General features: G+C 63.9%; 10 protein-coding genes and 1 tRNA gene. 5 read left to right on the top strand and 6 right to left on the bottom strand.

Features of this window, described 5'->3' with window-relative positions; all coding sequences use genetic code 11:
- Positions 1-215 precede the first annotated feature (215 nt).
- Positions 216-289, bottom strand: a tRNA-Arg gene (locus QRN52_RS14125).
- A 283-nt stretch (positions 290-572) separates the two neighbouring features.
- On the opposite strand from QRN52_RS14125, the gene QRN52_RS14120 reads away from it, so the two are divergent.
- From QRN52_RS14120 to QRN52_RS14110, 3 genes are all read left to right on the top strand, one after another.
- Entirely contained in the window at positions 573-2,399 is a 1,827-nt protein-coding gene (locus QRN52_RS14120; RefSeq protein ID WP_284753450.1) for a phosphoenolpyruvate carboxykinase (GTP), read from the top strand.
- A 152-nt stretch (positions 2,400-2,551) separates the two neighbouring features.
- On the top strand, positions 2,552-5,170 hold the full coding sequence (locus QRN52_RS14115; RefSeq protein ID WP_284753449.1) for a PEP/pyruvate-binding domain-containing protein: 2,619 nt from the start codon (positions 2,552-2,554) through the stop codon (positions 5,168-5,170).
- A 1-nt stretch (position 5,171) separates the two neighbouring features.
- A complete protein-coding gene (locus tag QRN52_RS14110) occupies positions 5,172-5,795 on the top strand; it encodes a TetR/AcrR family transcriptional regulator (protein WP_284753448.1) in 624 nt (207 codons plus the stop codon).
- 186 nt (positions 5,796-5,981) lie between these two features.
- On the opposite strand, the gene QRN52_RS14105 is transcribed toward QRN52_RS14110, so the two are convergent.
- From QRN52_RS14105 to QRN52_RS14090, 4 genes are all read right to left on the bottom strand, one after another.
- The gene (locus QRN52_RS14105) at positions 5,982-7,142 is read right to left on the bottom strand and encodes a globin domain-containing protein (protein ID WP_284753447.1); all 1,161 of its coding nucleotides are present in this window, start codon (positions 7,140-7,142) and stop codon (positions 5,982-5,984) included.
- A 156-nt stretch (positions 7,143-7,298) separates the two neighbouring features.
- Positions 7,299-7,748, bottom strand: coding sequence for an RrF2 family transcriptional regulator (locus QRN52_RS14100; RefSeq protein WP_284753446.1), 450 nt, complete (start codon positions 7,746-7,748; stop codon positions 7,299-7,301).
- Positions 7,749-7,772: 24 nt separating this feature from the next.
- Positions 7,773-8,225, bottom strand: coding sequence for a hypothetical protein (locus QRN52_RS14095; RefSeq protein WP_284753445.1), 453 nt, complete (start codon positions 8,223-8,225; stop codon positions 7,773-7,775).
- Between the two features lie 27 nt (positions 8,226-8,252).
- Positions 8,253-9,671, bottom strand: a complete 1,419-nt coding sequence (locus QRN52_RS14090; protein ID WP_284753444.1) for a phosphomannomutase/phosphoglucomutase — start codon at positions 9,669-9,671, stop codon at positions 8,253-8,255.
- 124 nt (positions 9,672-9,795) lie between these two features.
- Here QRN52_RS14090 and QRN52_RS14085 point away from each other — a divergent pair, with 124 nt between their 5' ends.
- Complete coding sequence (locus tag QRN52_RS14085; RefSeq protein ID WP_284753443.1) at positions 9,796-11,967, top strand: DEAD/DEAH box helicase; 2,172 nt, start codon at positions 9,796-9,798, stop codon at positions 11,965-11,967.
- The gene (locus QRN52_RS14080; RefSeq protein WP_284753442.1) at positions 11,967-13,403 is read left to right on the top strand and encodes an MFS transporter; all 1,437 of its coding nucleotides are present in this window, start codon (positions 11,967-11,969) and stop codon (positions 13,401-13,403) included. The genes QRN52_RS14085 and QRN52_RS14080 overlap by 1 nt, the downstream gene beginning before the upstream one ends.
- 88 nt (positions 13,404-13,491) lie before the next feature.
- Here QRN52_RS14080 and QRN52_RS14075 read toward each other — a convergent pair whose 3' ends face one another.
- Positions 13,492-14,577 carry a metallophosphoesterase family protein gene (locus QRN52_RS14075; RefSeq protein WP_284753441.1) on the bottom strand — a complete coding sequence of 362 codons (1,086 nt, stop codon included), beginning with the start codon at positions 14,575-14,577 and terminating at the stop codon, positions 13,492-13,494.
- Positions 14,578-14,730: the final 153 nt, after the last annotated feature.

The following is a 14,730-nucleotide window of genomic DNA, read 5'->3' as shown; positions in this document are numbered from 1 at the left end:
GGAGTCCTTCGGGTTCTTGAAGGGCTGCCCTTCCTGACCTTCATTGGTTTGGGAAAGCGCTTACGACACGGCGAGTCTCGTCATGTGGTGGCCGTGGGGCGGCAAAGAGGGTCAGGACGGCGCGCGCAACCCACGAGACGAGGCGCGCCAACCAGCCCGGCCCCGGAATTTAACGAAAAAAGACCCGCACCGGGACCGGTGCGGGTCTTCATTTGTGCGCCCAAAGGGATTCGAACCCCTGACCTTCTGTTCCGTAGACAGACGCTCTATCCAGCTGAGCTATGGGCGCATCTTGGTGATTCTCGGGAGTTTCAAACTCGCTCCCCCCTCGAACCTCAATAAACTTTACGCGAGATCCCCGTTCGTGCCAAATCGGCGCGGTGTAATCTGCCTAACTAGACCGGTCTATGTGACCTTGGTCACTAAATTTGGCAAGTCGTTGACGCAGATCCTTGATTTTTAGGGGTTTTGCTCCGAAATGGTCAAGAGATCCTATGTCTGGACCCGGATTGGTCTACTCCGCGACCCCTAGCATTTAGGACACACCACTGAACCCGAGGAAGGGAACCACGATGGGCGATCTGGCGCGACTGCCGTTGCTTGAGAAGGCACCTACTACGCATGCACGCCTGTTGGCCTGGGTGGAGGAAGTAGCCGAGCTGACACAGCCGGACCGCATCCACTGGGTTGACGGCAGCGAAGCTGAAAATAAGAAGCTGACCGACGAACTCGTCGCAGCGGGCACCCTGAAAAGGCTGAACCCGGAGACTTTCCCGAACTCCTTCGCCGCATTCTCCGATCCCGCCGATGTTGCGCGTGTGGAAGAGCAGACCTTCATCTGCTCCGAGAACGAGCGCGATGCAGGCTTCACCAACAACTGGATGGCCCCGGCCGAGATGAAGCAGAAGCTGCGCGGCTTGTTCGCCGGCTCCATGCGCGGCCGCACCATGTACGTCATTCCATTCGTCATGGGCCACCTGGATGCCGAAGATCCGAAGTTCGGCGTCGAGATCACTGACTCCGCCTACGTTGTTGCCTCGATGCGCATCATGGCCCGCATCGGTACCGACGTCCTTGAGCGCATTACGCAGACCGACGCTTTCTTCGTCCCGGCGTTGCACTCCCTGGGTGCTCCTTTGGAAGCCGGCCAGACGGACGTGGCTTGGCCCTGCAACCCGGACAAATGGATCGTGCACTTCCCGGAAGAGCGCTCCATTTGGTCCTTCGGCTCGGGTTACGGCGGCAACGCCCTCCTTGGCAAGAAGTGCTACGCCCTGCGCATCGCGTCCGTCATGGCCCGCGACGAAGGCTGGCTGGCCGAGCACATGCTCATCCTGAAGCTGACTTCCCCGGAGCAGAAGACCTACTACATCTCTGCAGCATTCCCCTCCGCCTGCGGCAAGACCAACCTCGCGTTGCTCGACCCCACCATCAAGGGCTGGAAGGTGGAGACCCTCGGCGACGACATCACCTGGATGCGCTTCGGCAAAGAGGGCGAGCTCCGCGCCGTCAACCCCGAGGCCGGCCTGTTCGGCGTCGCACCCGGCACCGGTTGGGGCACCAACCCCAATGCCATGCGTGCCATCGCCAAGGGCAACAGTATCTTCACCAACGTCGCGATGACCGACGACGGCGGCGTGTGGTGGGAGGGCATGACCGAGGAAACTCCGGCACACCTGACCGACTGGCAGGGCAACTCCTGGACTCCCGATTCCGACAAGCCTGCAGCGCACCCGAACTCGCGCTTCTGCACGCCGATCGACCAGATCGACATGCTGGCCGAGGAATACTTCAGCCCCGAAGGCGTGGAGCTTTCCGCGATCCTCTTCGGCGGCCGCCGCAAGACCACTATCCCGCTGGTCACCGAGGCCCGCGACTGGTCCAACGGCATCTTCATGGGTTCCACGCTGTCCTCCGAAACCACCGCTGCAGCGGCCGGTGCCGTTGGCGTTGTGCGTCGCGACCCGATGGCCATGCTGCCGTTCATCGGCTACGACGCAGGCGACTACCTGAACCACTGGGTCAACCTGTCCGCCAAGGCCAACCCGGAGCGACTGCCCAAGATCTTCCTGGTCAACTGGTTCCGCCGCACTGCCGAGGGTGGCTTCGCCTGGCCCGGCTTTGGTGACAACGCCCGCGTCCTCAAGTGGGCCATCGAGCGGCTCGAAGGCAAGGCCGACGCGGTCGAGACTCCCATCGGCTTCGTGCCGACCGGTGAGGCCATCGACCTCGAAGGCCTGGACATGACCCCCGCCGAGGTGGAAGCCGCAGTGCGCGTCGACCCAGCCGAATGGGAGACCGAACTGGCATCGATCGAGGAATGGTACGCAAAGTTCGGCGGTTCCCTGCCGGCAGCGCTGCTCTCCGAGCTCGACGGCCTGAAGGCCCGCCTGGCCTAGCCCACCTGCCGGCAACCCGGCTTATGACGACGGCGGTCCCGCACCAAGGTGCGGGACCGCCGTCGGTTCCCTTTCCTGAGCATTGTGCCGCGATGTGGCCGAGAGTAGCTTTTAGAGAACCAGCAGTTCTCTAATTTTCGGGGGGTCCGGCCATGGACGATGCCGAGCGGTACACAAAAGAATCCACTCTGGCGTCAGGACCGCATGAGGGGTCCAAGATAACCGGGCAGGCCACCGCGCCCTTGGCCGATTTCGGCGTGGGGGACGTCGCCGTCGCCGGTGGAAAGGGTGCAGCTCTCGGGGAGTTGGTGCGTCAAGGGTTCCCGGTGCCGCCGGGTTTCATCGTCACCACGAGCGCGTACCTGTCCTTCCTGGCGGAAACGAATGTTGGGGCGGCGCTGCGCGGCTTTCTGTCCGTCGAACCCGATGAAGTGCCCGACGGCGGTGCGCCCGACGGCGGCGACGGCACCGGCGGGGCCGCCCTGCGAGCCCTCTTCGCCGGAGCGGAAATGCCTGGCCGGCTGCGGCAGGAGATCCTCGATGCCTATGCGGGGCTGGGCGGCGGGGCGGTCGCGGTCCGGTCCAGCGCTACGGCGGAGGATCTTCCGGGAGCCGCGTTCGCTGGTCAGCAGGACACCTATCTCAACGTGCAAGGCGGGGACGATGTGGTCCAGGCGGTAGCCAGCTGCTGGGCATCGTTGTGGACGGACCGGGCCAAGGCCTATCGCCGGCGGCAGGGGATCGATCCGCACGAGGTGGCCATCGCCGTCGTCGTGCAAAAGATGGTGCCGGCCGCCATGGCAGGTGTCCTGTTCACTGCGAACCCGGTCACGGGCGAGCGCGGCGAGCTGGTGGTGGACGCGAACCCCGGACTGGGTGAGGCCGTGGTCTCCGGGCGCGTGACGCCGGAGCATTATGTCTTGGACGCCTCGGGAAAGGTGCTGAGTTTCACGCCCGGTGGCCGCGAGGTGGTGATCGGCGCGGCTGAGGGCGGCGGCACGCAAGAAAGCTCCGGTGCCCAAGGTGCGACGCCCGGGCTCGCCGCTGCGGAATTGGCGGAATTGGCCACGCTGGGAAAGAAGGCCCAGCAGCATTTCGGCCGGCCACAGGACATCGAATGGGCGGCGGTCGGCGGAAAGCTGTACTTGCTGCAGTCGAGGCCGATGACCGCACTTCCGCCCCAACCGCCCGTCCTCAACGCGGTCCAACGACGGGTGGGGCCGTTCTTCATAGAGATGTTCCAGTCGCGGCCGTATCCCTTGGATGTATCCGGCTGGATGAGCCGGGGAATCCTTGCCATGCTGCACGGGATGGCCGGGAGCGTGGGTGTGGTCTTCCCTACGGTTGAGGAGCTGCTGCCGGAGGAGGACGGGGTGGTGGTGCAGCTCATCCCACCTGTGCCGCGCCCGACCATTCGAACGCTTGCCGCGCCAGCGTCTTTGCTGCGCAGGGCGATGCGATTCAACGCCCGCGCTTGGACCCAGGATCCTCGTTTCTCCTCGTTTATCGACAACATCGAACGACTGAATGGCAAAGACCTCGGCCCGCTGCGGTGGCGTGCGGTCACTGCCTTTGCCGGGGAATGCTTCGCGGCGATGCAGGGCATCACGGACTTGAGGGTCTCCTACCTGCCCGGCATCCTCGTGCCGGTGCTGAAAATGCGTTTCATGCTCTTGTTCCTGGGCAAGACAAAGCTCGCGCCAGCCCTGATTTCCGGGGCGGAAACCCGGACGAGCCAAGCGAACCGGGCCCTTGAACGGCTCGCGTCCATCGCGGCGGACGATCCCGGGCTGTCCCGCGCGCTACTTGATTCAGGCCCCCTTGAGCTCCTGGACTTGCTGGAAAAGGAACACGGACATCGTGCATTTCGCGAGGCTTTCGAGGCGTTTCAGCTCGAGTACGGCCACCGTGAGACCATGAGCGTTGTCCTCAGCAGTTCGCCCACTTGGTCCGATGCCCCCGAGGTGGTTTTGGGGCTCGTGAAGGCCATGTCCGGAGAACGGCCCCAAACAGTTGAACAGGCCGGGAATGCGCTTGTGGAATTGAAACGCCATCCGGCTCTCCGCTTCGAACTGCTGCGGCGGAGGGTGCTCGCCGCCGTTGAGTCCGCCCAAGCCGGAATGGCGTTCCGCGAGGACAGCCACTTCTACGCCACCAAAGCCATCCCGCCTATCCGCCGGGCCTACCGGGAGCTCGGCCGCCGACTGGTGCTGGCCGGCGTGTTGGATGAGCCGGACGAAATCTACCACCTGCGGTTCGAGGAGCTCGAGTCCATCACTGACGCCGACGACGGCGCGCTGCCGGCTTCGCTCCGTGACCGTTTCCGGCCGCTTGTGCTGGCTCGGGCGGCGAAGCGGCGCGAGCTCGAAGGCATCCCGCTGCTCGATCCGGCTTTGCTCTTTGGCCGGGGCCGCCAGGGCCGCCAGGTGGAAGAGGCCCTCGTCTCCGGCACTGCAGCCAGCCGCGGCCGAGCGAGCGGGCCGGTCCGCGTGATCCGCGGGCCGGCGGAGTTCGGACTGCTGCGCAGCGGAGAGGTCCTCGTCTGCCCATACACCAACCCCGCCTGGACGCCGCTGTTCCAGCGGGCAGCCGCGGTTGTGGTGGACGCCGGTGGGCTCGGCTCGCATGCGGCAATCGTTGCAAGGGAATACGGAATTCCGGCCGTTATGGGCACCGGTTCGGGCACCAGCACATTGGTTGACGGGCAGGATGTGCTCGTGGACGGAACCCTGGGAGTGGTCCTTCCGGGCGCCTCGGCGGAGAGGCCTTGAGATGCCGGGGCAACGGGACCAGACACCCGAACAGCGGGACCATCGAAAGTTGCCGCGCCGCCGCGGGGCGGCCCTGAACAGCGCAATCTTCGAAGCAGTCCGGGCAGAGATCGCCGAGTCAGGCTACGCGGCGTTGACGATGGACAGCGTGGCCGAACGCGCCAGGGCGAGTAAAGCTTCGCTCTACAGGCGGTGGCCCGGACGTGCGGCCTTGGTGCTCGAGGCAGCCTACGATGCCATGCCCGGTCCGGCATCCGCGCCGGATACCGGCAGCCTGCGCGAAGACGCCCTGGCGATATTGCGGCTCGTGGCCCAACAACTGGAAGGAGCGGTGGGGCAAGCCATGCGCGGGTTGTTGGGGGAGGCGCTCCAGAATCCGGCGGTGGCGGCTCAGATCCGGGAGTACGCCCGCGGCAACGTAGCTAAGATCATGCGCGCGATCATTGAGCAGGCCGCGGCCCGCGGCGAATGCGATCCCGGCCTGGCCACGGAGACGAGGATCGAAGCCGGCCCCGCCTTGCTCAGGCAGAGGTTCATCTTCTCCGGAATGCCGATTGATGACGATTTCTTGGTGCACGTGGTGGATGAAGTGATGCTGCCACTGCTGGTTGGGCCGCCCAACTGACTCGCAGTTGTTGTCGTTTTGAGGCTCCAAAACGACAACAACTGCGTGGGCCCACGCCGCCAGGGTTCCTTGGCCGTGGGGGCCCACCGGCGAGGGTCCCTGCCTGAGCTTGCGAGGGCTGGGACCCGGTGGGGACTTGCGAGGCGAGGGTGGCGGTGGGGACTAGTTGGGGTCATCTGCTGCTTGCTAGTTGGCGAGCCAGATATCAGGTCCGAAGACTTCGTAGTGAATCTTTGTGGCAGGGATTCCGGCGTTGATGGCTTCGTTGCGGATGTGCTTCATGAATGGCAGCGGTCCGCACAGATACAGCGAGGCATCCGCCGGAAGGTCCACTTCGCGCAGGGACATGAAGCCGGCATTGGACCCGGGCTGCGGTTCCTCCAGCCAGAGCTGGAGTTCCGCTGCGTCCAGGCGCTCGACGTCGTCCGTCATCTGCCCGCGCAAGGCCCAACTGTCCAGATTGCTCTCCGCGTGCAGGACCAGGATTTGGCGGTCGGAGCCGGAATCGGCGAGCGAGCGCAGGATGGAAGCCGTGGGCGTGCAGCCGATTCCGGCCGAGGCGAGGACCACGGGACCGTCGCCATCCTTGAGCGTGATCTCGCCGTAGGGGTTGGAGATCTCCAGGACATCGCCCACCACGACCGTGTTGTGCAACACGGGCGAGACCTCGCCGCCGTCGTCGATCTTGGTCGTGAAGCTACGGCTGGTGCCGGCATCGCCCGAAAGCGAGTACTGGCGGACCTGGCGCAGGCCGTCCGGGAGGGTGACCTTGACGCTGATGTATTGGCCCGGCAGTGCTGCGGTGATGGCGGTATCGTCGGCCGGCTCCAGGGTGAAGGTCATGGACCCGGTACCGGCGGGAGTCTTGGACACGACCTTCCGAGGGCTCCACATCCTGCCGTTGGCCTGCGCTGCGTAGAGCCCCTTTTCGAGCTTGATCAGCGCGTCTGCCATGAGCCAATAGACCTCTGTCCAGGCTTCGGCGATTTCAGGGGTGATGACTTCTGCCAGGTCCTCCGCGATGGCGGCGAAGAGGTGCTCGTAGACCACTTGGTACTGCGGCTCGGTGATCCCCAGGGCAGCATGGCGGTGTGCAATGCGCGACAGGACCGTCTCCGGAAGGGTGCCGGGGTTGCTCACCAGATGGCTTGCGAACGCGGCGATGCTCCCAGCCAGGGCCTGTTGCTGGTTGCCGGAGCGCTGGTTCGAACGGCTGAATAGCCCATCGAGCAGTTCGGGGTGCGCAGCGAAGAGGCGGGAGTAGAACTTGGGGGTGATGTCACCAATCCGGGAGCCGACGAGCGGCAAGGTGGCCTCGATGACGGGGAAGGACTTGTCCGAGAGCATAGGTACTCCTGTCGTAGTGGCCCGTGGGGTTGCATGCGGACCGAGATCAATACTTGTATTTGGAATGCAAGTATCTATAGCTAAATTTCTACACGCTGTAGAAGGATTTGGCGAATCGACAGCCCGGAGATGACAGAGGCGCGCCAGGACCCTGGTTTACAGCCCCGGGCGTAGCCCGATCGCCTGGAACGCCGGCGCCATTTGCCGCAGGCGCGGTAGGGAGGATACGACGACGTCGTCCAGTTCCCGGTAGAAGGCTTCCCTTGCGCGGGCCAGGGCATGGCGAAGGCCGCATTCGGTGATCAGGGGGCAGTCGCCATGCACGGATTGGCACTCGGCGGGATCGGGCCTGTTATTCAACTCCCGCAGGATGTGGCCAACGGTGGCCTTCTGTCCGGCGGCGCTGAGCCGGGATCCCCCTTTGCGTCCTCGCTCGACGTCGATGAGGCCCAGCTCCCGTAGCCGAACAATGGCCTTGCTGACGTGGTGGTAAGGAGTCCCTACTGCGTCTGCGATGTTTTGGGTCGTCAGGAGTTCACCTGCGGGCGCGGACGAGAGAACCAGGAGCGCACGCAGGCTCACATCCGCGAAGGCATTGATCTTCATGCCCTCAAGCTTACGGAGTAAGGTCTAGTCAACCCATACGAGGCGTTCATTGGTGTCAGCTTCGGCATTGTCAAAGGTGAAGCCTTCGGCGATCTGGACATAGGGGACGACGGCTGCCATCAGCCCGCCGCTACGGTGCTCAGCCGCGGCGTGAATCCCGTCCGAGCCGTGTTCCGGAAGGATGACGTCGCTGGCGATCGCCACCGCGCGGTATTCGTCACGGCCTTGGCGCAGCAATTCGAGGATGTCTGCCAACATCAACTCCGTGTCGACGTGTCCCTCGTCGTCCGGCTCTCCGGGCGTTACGAAGACGATCCGAAGTTCGTTATCCTCCGCGAGCGTGACTGCGAAGGGCAGGAAGCCACCGTTTTGTTCCAAATGTTCCTGCGCCGTCGCCAGGGCGGCACCAAGCGTTTCACGGACTTCGCGGAGCTCTTGTTCCTTTGTGCTTTCGAGGCCGTTGCTTGCCGTGCTCATGCTCCTGCTCGCCTTCGGGGCTGCCGGTTAGGACCGGACCAGTGCAAGCACGCGGTCCCGGACCTTTTCCATGGTGGCAACATCCTTCGCCTCGGCGTTCAGGCGCAGGAACGGTTCAGTGTTGGACGGGCGAAGATTGAACCACCAGCTGCCGTCCTTCGCGGTGAACGTGCTGCCGTCCATGGTGTCCACGTCGACGTCTTCGTCATCGAAATCGGCGCGCACCCGCTCAATGGCTCCTGCCTTGTCTTCGATTTCGGAATTGATTTCACCGGAAGAGACATACGGCTCGTACTGGCGGCCAAGCTCGGACAGCGGGCCGTCCTGCTCGCCCAGTGCCGCCAAGACGTGCATGGCCGCGAGCATGCCGGTGTCTGCGTTCCAAAAATCGCGGAAGTAGAAGTGCGCCGAGTGTTCGCCGCCGAAGACGGCTCCTTCTTCGGCCATGACAGCCTTGATGAACGAGTGGCCCACGCGCGTGCGAACGGCCCTGCCACCATCCGTCGCCACGAGTTCCGGGACTGCTCGCGAGGTCAGCAGGTTGTGGATGATCACGGGTGTCTCTTCACCCGCTGCCTGTGCGCGGGCGATTTCCCGACGCGCAACCATACCGGTGATGGCAGACGGAGATACCGGTTCGCCCTTCTCGTCAATCACGAAGCAACGGTCGGCGTCGCCGTCGAACGCCAGGCCGATATCCGCGCCGTGCTCGATGACTGCGGCCTGAAGATCGCGCAGGTTTTCGGGCTCAAGCGGATTGGCCGGGTGATTCGGGAAAGAGCCGTCCAGCTCAAAGTACAGCGGGACGATCTCGAACGGCAGGGCAGGAAGCAGCTGGTCACCAAGCACTGCGGGAGTGGTCAGCCCGGCCATGCCGTTTCCAGCGTCGACGACGATCTTCAGCGGACGGGAGCCCTTGAGTTCAACCAGGCTGCGCAAGTACTCCGAGTAGTCCTTCAGGACGTCGCGGGTGCTGATCTTGCCTTGTACATCTGCAGCCGGGATGCTTCCGTTGTTGAGGTACTTCTCCGCCAGCGCCTGGATTTCCTTGAGGCCTGTTTCGGAGGAGATCGGCTGGGCGCCGGCCTTGGACATCTTGATGCCGTTGTACTCGGCGGGGTTGTGGCTTGCGGTGAACGTGGCACCAGCCGCGTTCAGGGCACCGCAGGCGTAGTAGAGCTCGTCGGTGGAGATGAGGTCCAGGAGCTGGACATTGGCGCCGCGGCGAGCAGCGCCGTCGGCGAATGCCTTGATGAATTCGGGGGATGACGGGCGCATGTCGCCGCCAACCAGCACAGTCTCGCCAGCCAGGCCGAGGGTGTCGACGAAGGCCGCGCCGACGGATTCCACGATGTGGGATGTGATGGATTCGCCGACGATTCCCCGCACGTCATAGGCCTTGAAGGAAGCTGAGAGGTCAAATGTCTTGTTCTGCTCGCTAGTCACGCGCTCAATCTTACTGTGGAGCGGGGGCGTCGCTGCGCAGGGACGCCATCTCTGTGGAAAACGCTTGTCCACATAGATGACGTTCCGGGTTCTGGCTGTCTGCGGGTGCTGGAATACTGAAGCCATGCCCAACAACCCGGATGCTGCCCTACTCGCAGCGGAACAGTCCACCACCCGGCTGCAGGCCCTTGAAGTCCTGAAGGAGCTTGTGGGAAATGGAGACGCCCGATTCCACGATGGACAGTACGAAGCGATTGAGGCGCTCGTCGACGCCGGACGGCGCGCTTTGGTGGTGCAGCGGACGGGCTGGGGCAAGTCGGCTGTGTACTTCGTCTCGTCGTTGCTGTTGAGGCGCCGGGGCGCAGGGCCCACGCTCATCGTTTCGCCGCTGCTTGCGCTCATGCGGGATCAAGTGGCGGCGGCCGCGCGTGCCGGCGTGCGAGCCGTGGCGATCAACTCCGCCAATCAACTTGAGTGGGACAACGTCCGCGAGCAACTGGCCGCGGACGAGGTGGATGTTCTCCTGGTTTCGCCGGAGCGGCTCACCAATCCTTCGTTCCGGGAAAACCAACTTCCCGAGCTCATCCGGCGTACCGGTCTCCTCGTGATTGACGAGGCTCACTGCATTTCGGACTGGGGACACGATTTCCGTCCCGACTATAGGCGCATTTCCGATCTCATCGAGCAACTGCCTGGCAGTGTTCCAGTGCTGGCCACCACAGCCACGGCCAACTCCCGGGTGGTTCATGACATCGAAGAGCAGCTCGGCGCCGGAGTGCTGACCATCCGCGGGCAGCTTGGCCGCGAGTCCTTGCGGCTGGGTGTCTTGAAGCTCGCCGATTCGCGGGATCGCCTTGGCTGGTTGCTGACCCATCTGGCAGACATGCCAGGCAGCGGAATCATCTATACCTTGACCGTTTCGGCCGCTGTAGACACCGCACGGCTGCTCTCCGAGGCAGGCCACAACGTCTTGTCCTACACCGGGCGGACGGACCCCGCGGATCGTGAACGGGCCGAGCAACTCCTCAAGGACAACCAAGTGAAGGCGCTCGTTGCCACCTCGGCGCTCGGCATGGGCTTCGATAAACCGGATCTCGGGTTCGTCATCCACCTTGGTGCCCCGTCATCGCCGGTGGCTTACTACCAGCAAGTCGGCCGTGCCGGCCGTGGCGCCGCGAATGCGGATGTGCTCCTCCTGCCCGGATCCGAGGACCGCGAAATCTGGCAGTACTTTGCGACTGCTTCTATGCCCTCGGAGGAAAAGGCCGCAGCCGTCCTCAACGTCTTGGCCGAATCCGGCTCTGCCTTGTCAACGGTGGCCCTTGAGGCGCGGGTGGACCTGCGCCGGACGCCCTTGGAACTCCTGCTGAAGGTCTTGGCGGTGGATGGAGCGGTGGAGCGCGTAGGCGGTGGCTGGAGGTCCACGGGACGTCCGTGGATCTACGACGCCGAACGCTACGCCCGCATCGCCGAGGCCCGGGTGGATGAGCAGGATTCCATGGTGATTTACCAGGACACCGCCGGATGCCGCATGGAATACATCACCGCGGTCCTGGACGACGAATCCGCACGTGCATGCGGCCGTTGCGACAATTGCGCCGGCAAGTGGTTCCCGGCGGACGTGGCAGCCGCAGCCGCCGACGCCGCCGTGCAGACCCTCCGGCGCGCGGGTCTAGCGCTCGAGCCACGGCTTCAATGGCCCAGTGGCATGGACCGGCTGGGCGTGACGGTAAAAGGCAAGATCAAGCCCGACGAGTTGCTGGCCGAAGGACGCGTCCTGGCCCGCCTGACCGATCTCGGCTGGGGTGGTGCCCTCCGTGAACTTTTTGCCGCCGGGGCGGCTGACCGCGAGGTTGAACCTGCCATGTTGCAGGCCTGCGTGCAGGTCTTGCGCGAATGGTCTGCCGGTGACGGCCGATCCACCGGGTGGAGCGGCCAAGGGCGTCCGGCGGCCGTCGTGAGCATCCCGTCCAGGAACAAGCCGGCGCTCGTCGAATCCTTGGCCCGCGGCATCGCCGGGATCGGCCAGATGCCGTATTTGGGTTCCCTCGAACTCCAGCACGGCGGCCCCACGGGCGGGCGCGGTGGCAACAGCGCCTATCGGCTCGCCGGCGTCTGGGAGCGCCTCGTGGTGGGTCCGGAACTTGGACAGAACCTTGCATCCCTAGGGGGTCAAGGCATCCTCTTGGTCGATGACCTGGCGGACAGCCGCTGGACCATGACTGTTGCTGGCCGCGCCCTCAGGCAAGCCGGGGCAGGATCGGTGTTGCCTCTCGTCCTCGGTCAAGCAGCGTGATGGGCGCAGCCCCGGACGTCCAGCCCGAATCCAAGTGGCAGCCACGGCTCGCGTTGCTGGTTGCCGCCACCTTCTTCATGGAGTTCCTGGACGGAACAGTCCTTACTACCGCCATGCCGAGCATCGCGGCCGACTTCAAAGTGGTCTCGGCCGATGTCAACGTTACGATGACTGCTTACTTGGTGACCGTGGCCATGGGAATTCCGCTCAGCAGTTGGCTCGCAGAACGCTTTGGCGCGCGTCGGATCTTCTGTCTGGCTATCGCTGTGTTCACCGTTGCGTCGCTGCTGTGCGCAGCAAGCCAGGATCTCACCCTGTTGACGTTGAGCCGGGTGGCACAAGGCGCCGGTGGGGCGATGATGGTGCCGGTAGGGACTCTCGTAGTGCTGCGGGGCACACCCAAGTCGGAGCTCCTCCGAGCCACGGCATTCCTTGTTTGGCCCGGGTTGTTGGCCCCCGTTTTGGCGCCGCTTGTGGGCGGAGCTTTCACAACCTACCTTTCCTGGCACTGGATCTTCCTGATCAACGTCCCGCTGGGCCTTGCTGCGTTCATTGCAGCCCTGAGGCTGGTTCCGCGAACGGGAGGCGATGCCGGCCGGCGGCTCGACTGGCTCGGCCTCACACTCACCACTTTCGGCGTCGGATCGCTTGTGGTGGGTCTTGAAGGGGTTGGCGGCCATGGCGCGGGCGCGGTCCCGGCAGCCGTGCTGCTGGCCGGAGCGGTGGCTTTGGCCGGAGCGGCGTGGTGGATGCTCAAGGCCAAGGCCCCGCTCTTCGATCTCCGGGTTTTCGCCACTCGCACGTTCCGGGCCACTTCCACCGGAGGGTTCGTCTATCGCCTGACCATCAGCTCGGTGCCGTTTCTGCTACCGCTGTTGTTCCAGGACGGCTTTGGCTGGGATCCACTTAAATCCGGTGCGATGGTGGCCGCGGTGTTCATCGGCAACATCGGCATCAAGCCGGCCACCACGCCCATCATTCGGCGGTTCGGTTTCAAGCCTGTGTTGGTCTTCGCCTCTTTCGCGTCGGCCGTCACCTTTGCCGCTTGTGCGGCCCTCAACGCAGGGACCCCGGAGCCTTTGATTTTTGCCTTGCTGCTGGCCAGCGGGGCCTTCCGTTCGATCGGCTTCTCGGCGTACGCCTCCGTGCAGTATGCGGATATCGTCCCGGGGGAGCTTCCCTCGGCCAACGCAGTGTCAGCCACGTTGGTGCAACTGGCCGCGGGCGCCGGTATTGCGGTGGGTGCGCTCTTCCTGCGTCTCTTCGACCATCCGTCGTTCTTCGGCGACGGCCCTTCCTCGGCGTACCGTGGCGCCTTCCTCGCCATGGCTGCCGTGATGCTGTTGAGCACGGTGGACAGCCTCACGCTGCACCGGCACGCCGGAGCCGAAGTCAGCCGCAGCGTTGTGAGCAAGCCCGAGAAACGGCGCGGCTAGAGAGCCTTGGGGACGCCAATCGCCGGAACCTCCATCACGGAGACTCCGGCGACTCTTGGCCATCCGCGTCTTGCTTGGATCGCTTTGGCTACGAAGCCGGGTGCGTGAACGGGACCCGTTCGAACGACATGACGCTCGTTGCTTCCTCCGGGTTGACCGTGACCTTGAGCCAGTCTTTGGCATTGTTGGATCCATCCACGGTGATTCGCGTCAGGTTCTTCGCCGCTGTGGCCTGACCGTAGAAGGACAGCCACGTGGAACCGGCGGCGAGGGGGTGGTCTTGGTTGTAAACGTGGCTGTCGCCGTTGATCAGGTAGACCGGGCCGCCGAACGCGTTCGATTCCTCGATCAAGGTCTGCACCAGGGGTTTGAAAGCGCCAAAATCCGCCTGTGAAGGGGCTGCGACTGTCGGGTCGAACATGTCCGCCTGCGTCATCACGACGACGGCCCGGTCGCCGTTGTTCCGCGCCTTGCGGAAGGTGTCCCTCAACTCCTGGATGTCAGCCTCGGTCCTCTGCTGTACCTCGTCCACTTGGGCGGCGGTGGGCTGGGTCTGGCCGAGTCCCGTCCAAGGCAGCATCGAATTATCGCTGCCCGGAATGTTGACCGCAGTGAAGGCGACCTCATGCTTGCGGAAGCTGACGTTCTCCGGGAAGCCTTCCTTTGCCTGTGACTTCACCTGCATGGGCGAACCAAGCGTGACACCCGGCTTCGGGAAGAACACTTCCCGAACCTTGGCTAGTCTTTCCAACGGGTTGTAGGCACCGTTGTTCGCTCGGTGACAGTCAGTCCACTCGTTGTCCCCCGGGGTGTAGACGAGCGGAGCAGTAAAGCTTTCGAAGTTCTTCTTGATGGCTTCGAAGTACTCGTCAGTGCACTGGGAAGATCCGTTCTTGATATCGCCCACGTGTGCTACAAAGCTCAGTTCCTTGTGTGCGTTGAGGTCCTGGATGTAGGACGGGAAGGCTTGGATCTCAGCGGCACCGTAGGGTACGTCGCCGATGACGCCGAAGCTGAAGCCTTCGGTATTGCCTTGGTGTCCGTTGCCGTTGGAGCTATTCTGTCCCGAAGTGTTGCTACCGGGGTTGGCCGCCAGTGCCGGCGGAGTGAGCAACGCGGTTGACAACAGGACGGCCCCAACCGTCGCGATCGCGAATCTCGTCATTGAACGCATGAATCTCTCCTCGTCGTTGGTCTCCGTTACCCGGACGAGGCTATTGGCGCGAGCTGAATTCAAAGAGTCGGAGACATGAATCTTCGCCGCCAGGATCGGCCGCTGAAGACCGTGGCCGCTGAAGACCGTAACGAAAAGACCAAGGAACGCTGA

Origin of the sequence: Arthrobacter sp. efr-133-R2A-120 (assembly GCF_030209835.1) — a bacterium.
GTDB lineage: Bacteria > Actinomycetota > Actinomycetes > Actinomycetales > Micrococcaceae > Arthrobacter.
This window is presented reverse-complemented; position numbering and strand designations above follow the sequence as displayed.

Bases quoted from the DNA above. Each gene is read 5' to 3' on its own strand.
- QRN52_RS14105 (WP_284753447.1), bottom strand. From the start codon at position 7,142: ATGCTCTCGGACAAGTCCTTCCCCGTCATCGAGGCCACCTTGCCGCTC.
- QRN52_RS14085 (WP_284753443.1), top strand. From the start codon at position 9,796: ATGCCCAACAACCCGGATGCTGCCCTACTCGCAGCGGAACAGTCCACC.
- QRN52_RS14075 (WP_284753441.1), bottom strand. From the start codon at position 14,577: ATGCGTTCAATGACGAGATTCGCGATCGCGACGGTTGGGGCCGTCCTG.
- QRN52_RS14100 (WP_284753446.1), bottom strand. From the start codon at position 7,748: ATGAAGATCAATGCCTTCGCGGATGTGAGCCTGCGTGCGCTCCTGGTT.
- QRN52_RS14080 (WP_284753442.1), top strand. From the start codon at position 11,967: ATGGGCGCAGCCCCGGACGTCCAGCCCGAATCCAAGTGGCAGCCACGG.
- QRN52_RS14110 (WP_284753448.1), top strand. From the start codon at position 5,172: ATGCCGGGGCAACGGGACCAGACACCCGAACAGCGGGACCATCGAAAG.
- QRN52_RS14115 (WP_284753449.1), top strand. From the start codon at position 2,552: ATGGACGATGCCGAGCGGTACACAAAAGAATCCACTCTGGCGTCAGGA.
- QRN52_RS14120 (WP_284753450.1), top strand. From the start codon at position 573: ATGGGCGATCTGGCGCGACTGCCGTTGCTTGAGAAGGCACCTACTACG.
- QRN52_RS14095 (WP_284753445.1), bottom strand. From the start codon at position 8,225: ATGAGCACGGCAAGCAACGGCCTCGAAAGCACAAAGGAACAAGAGCTC.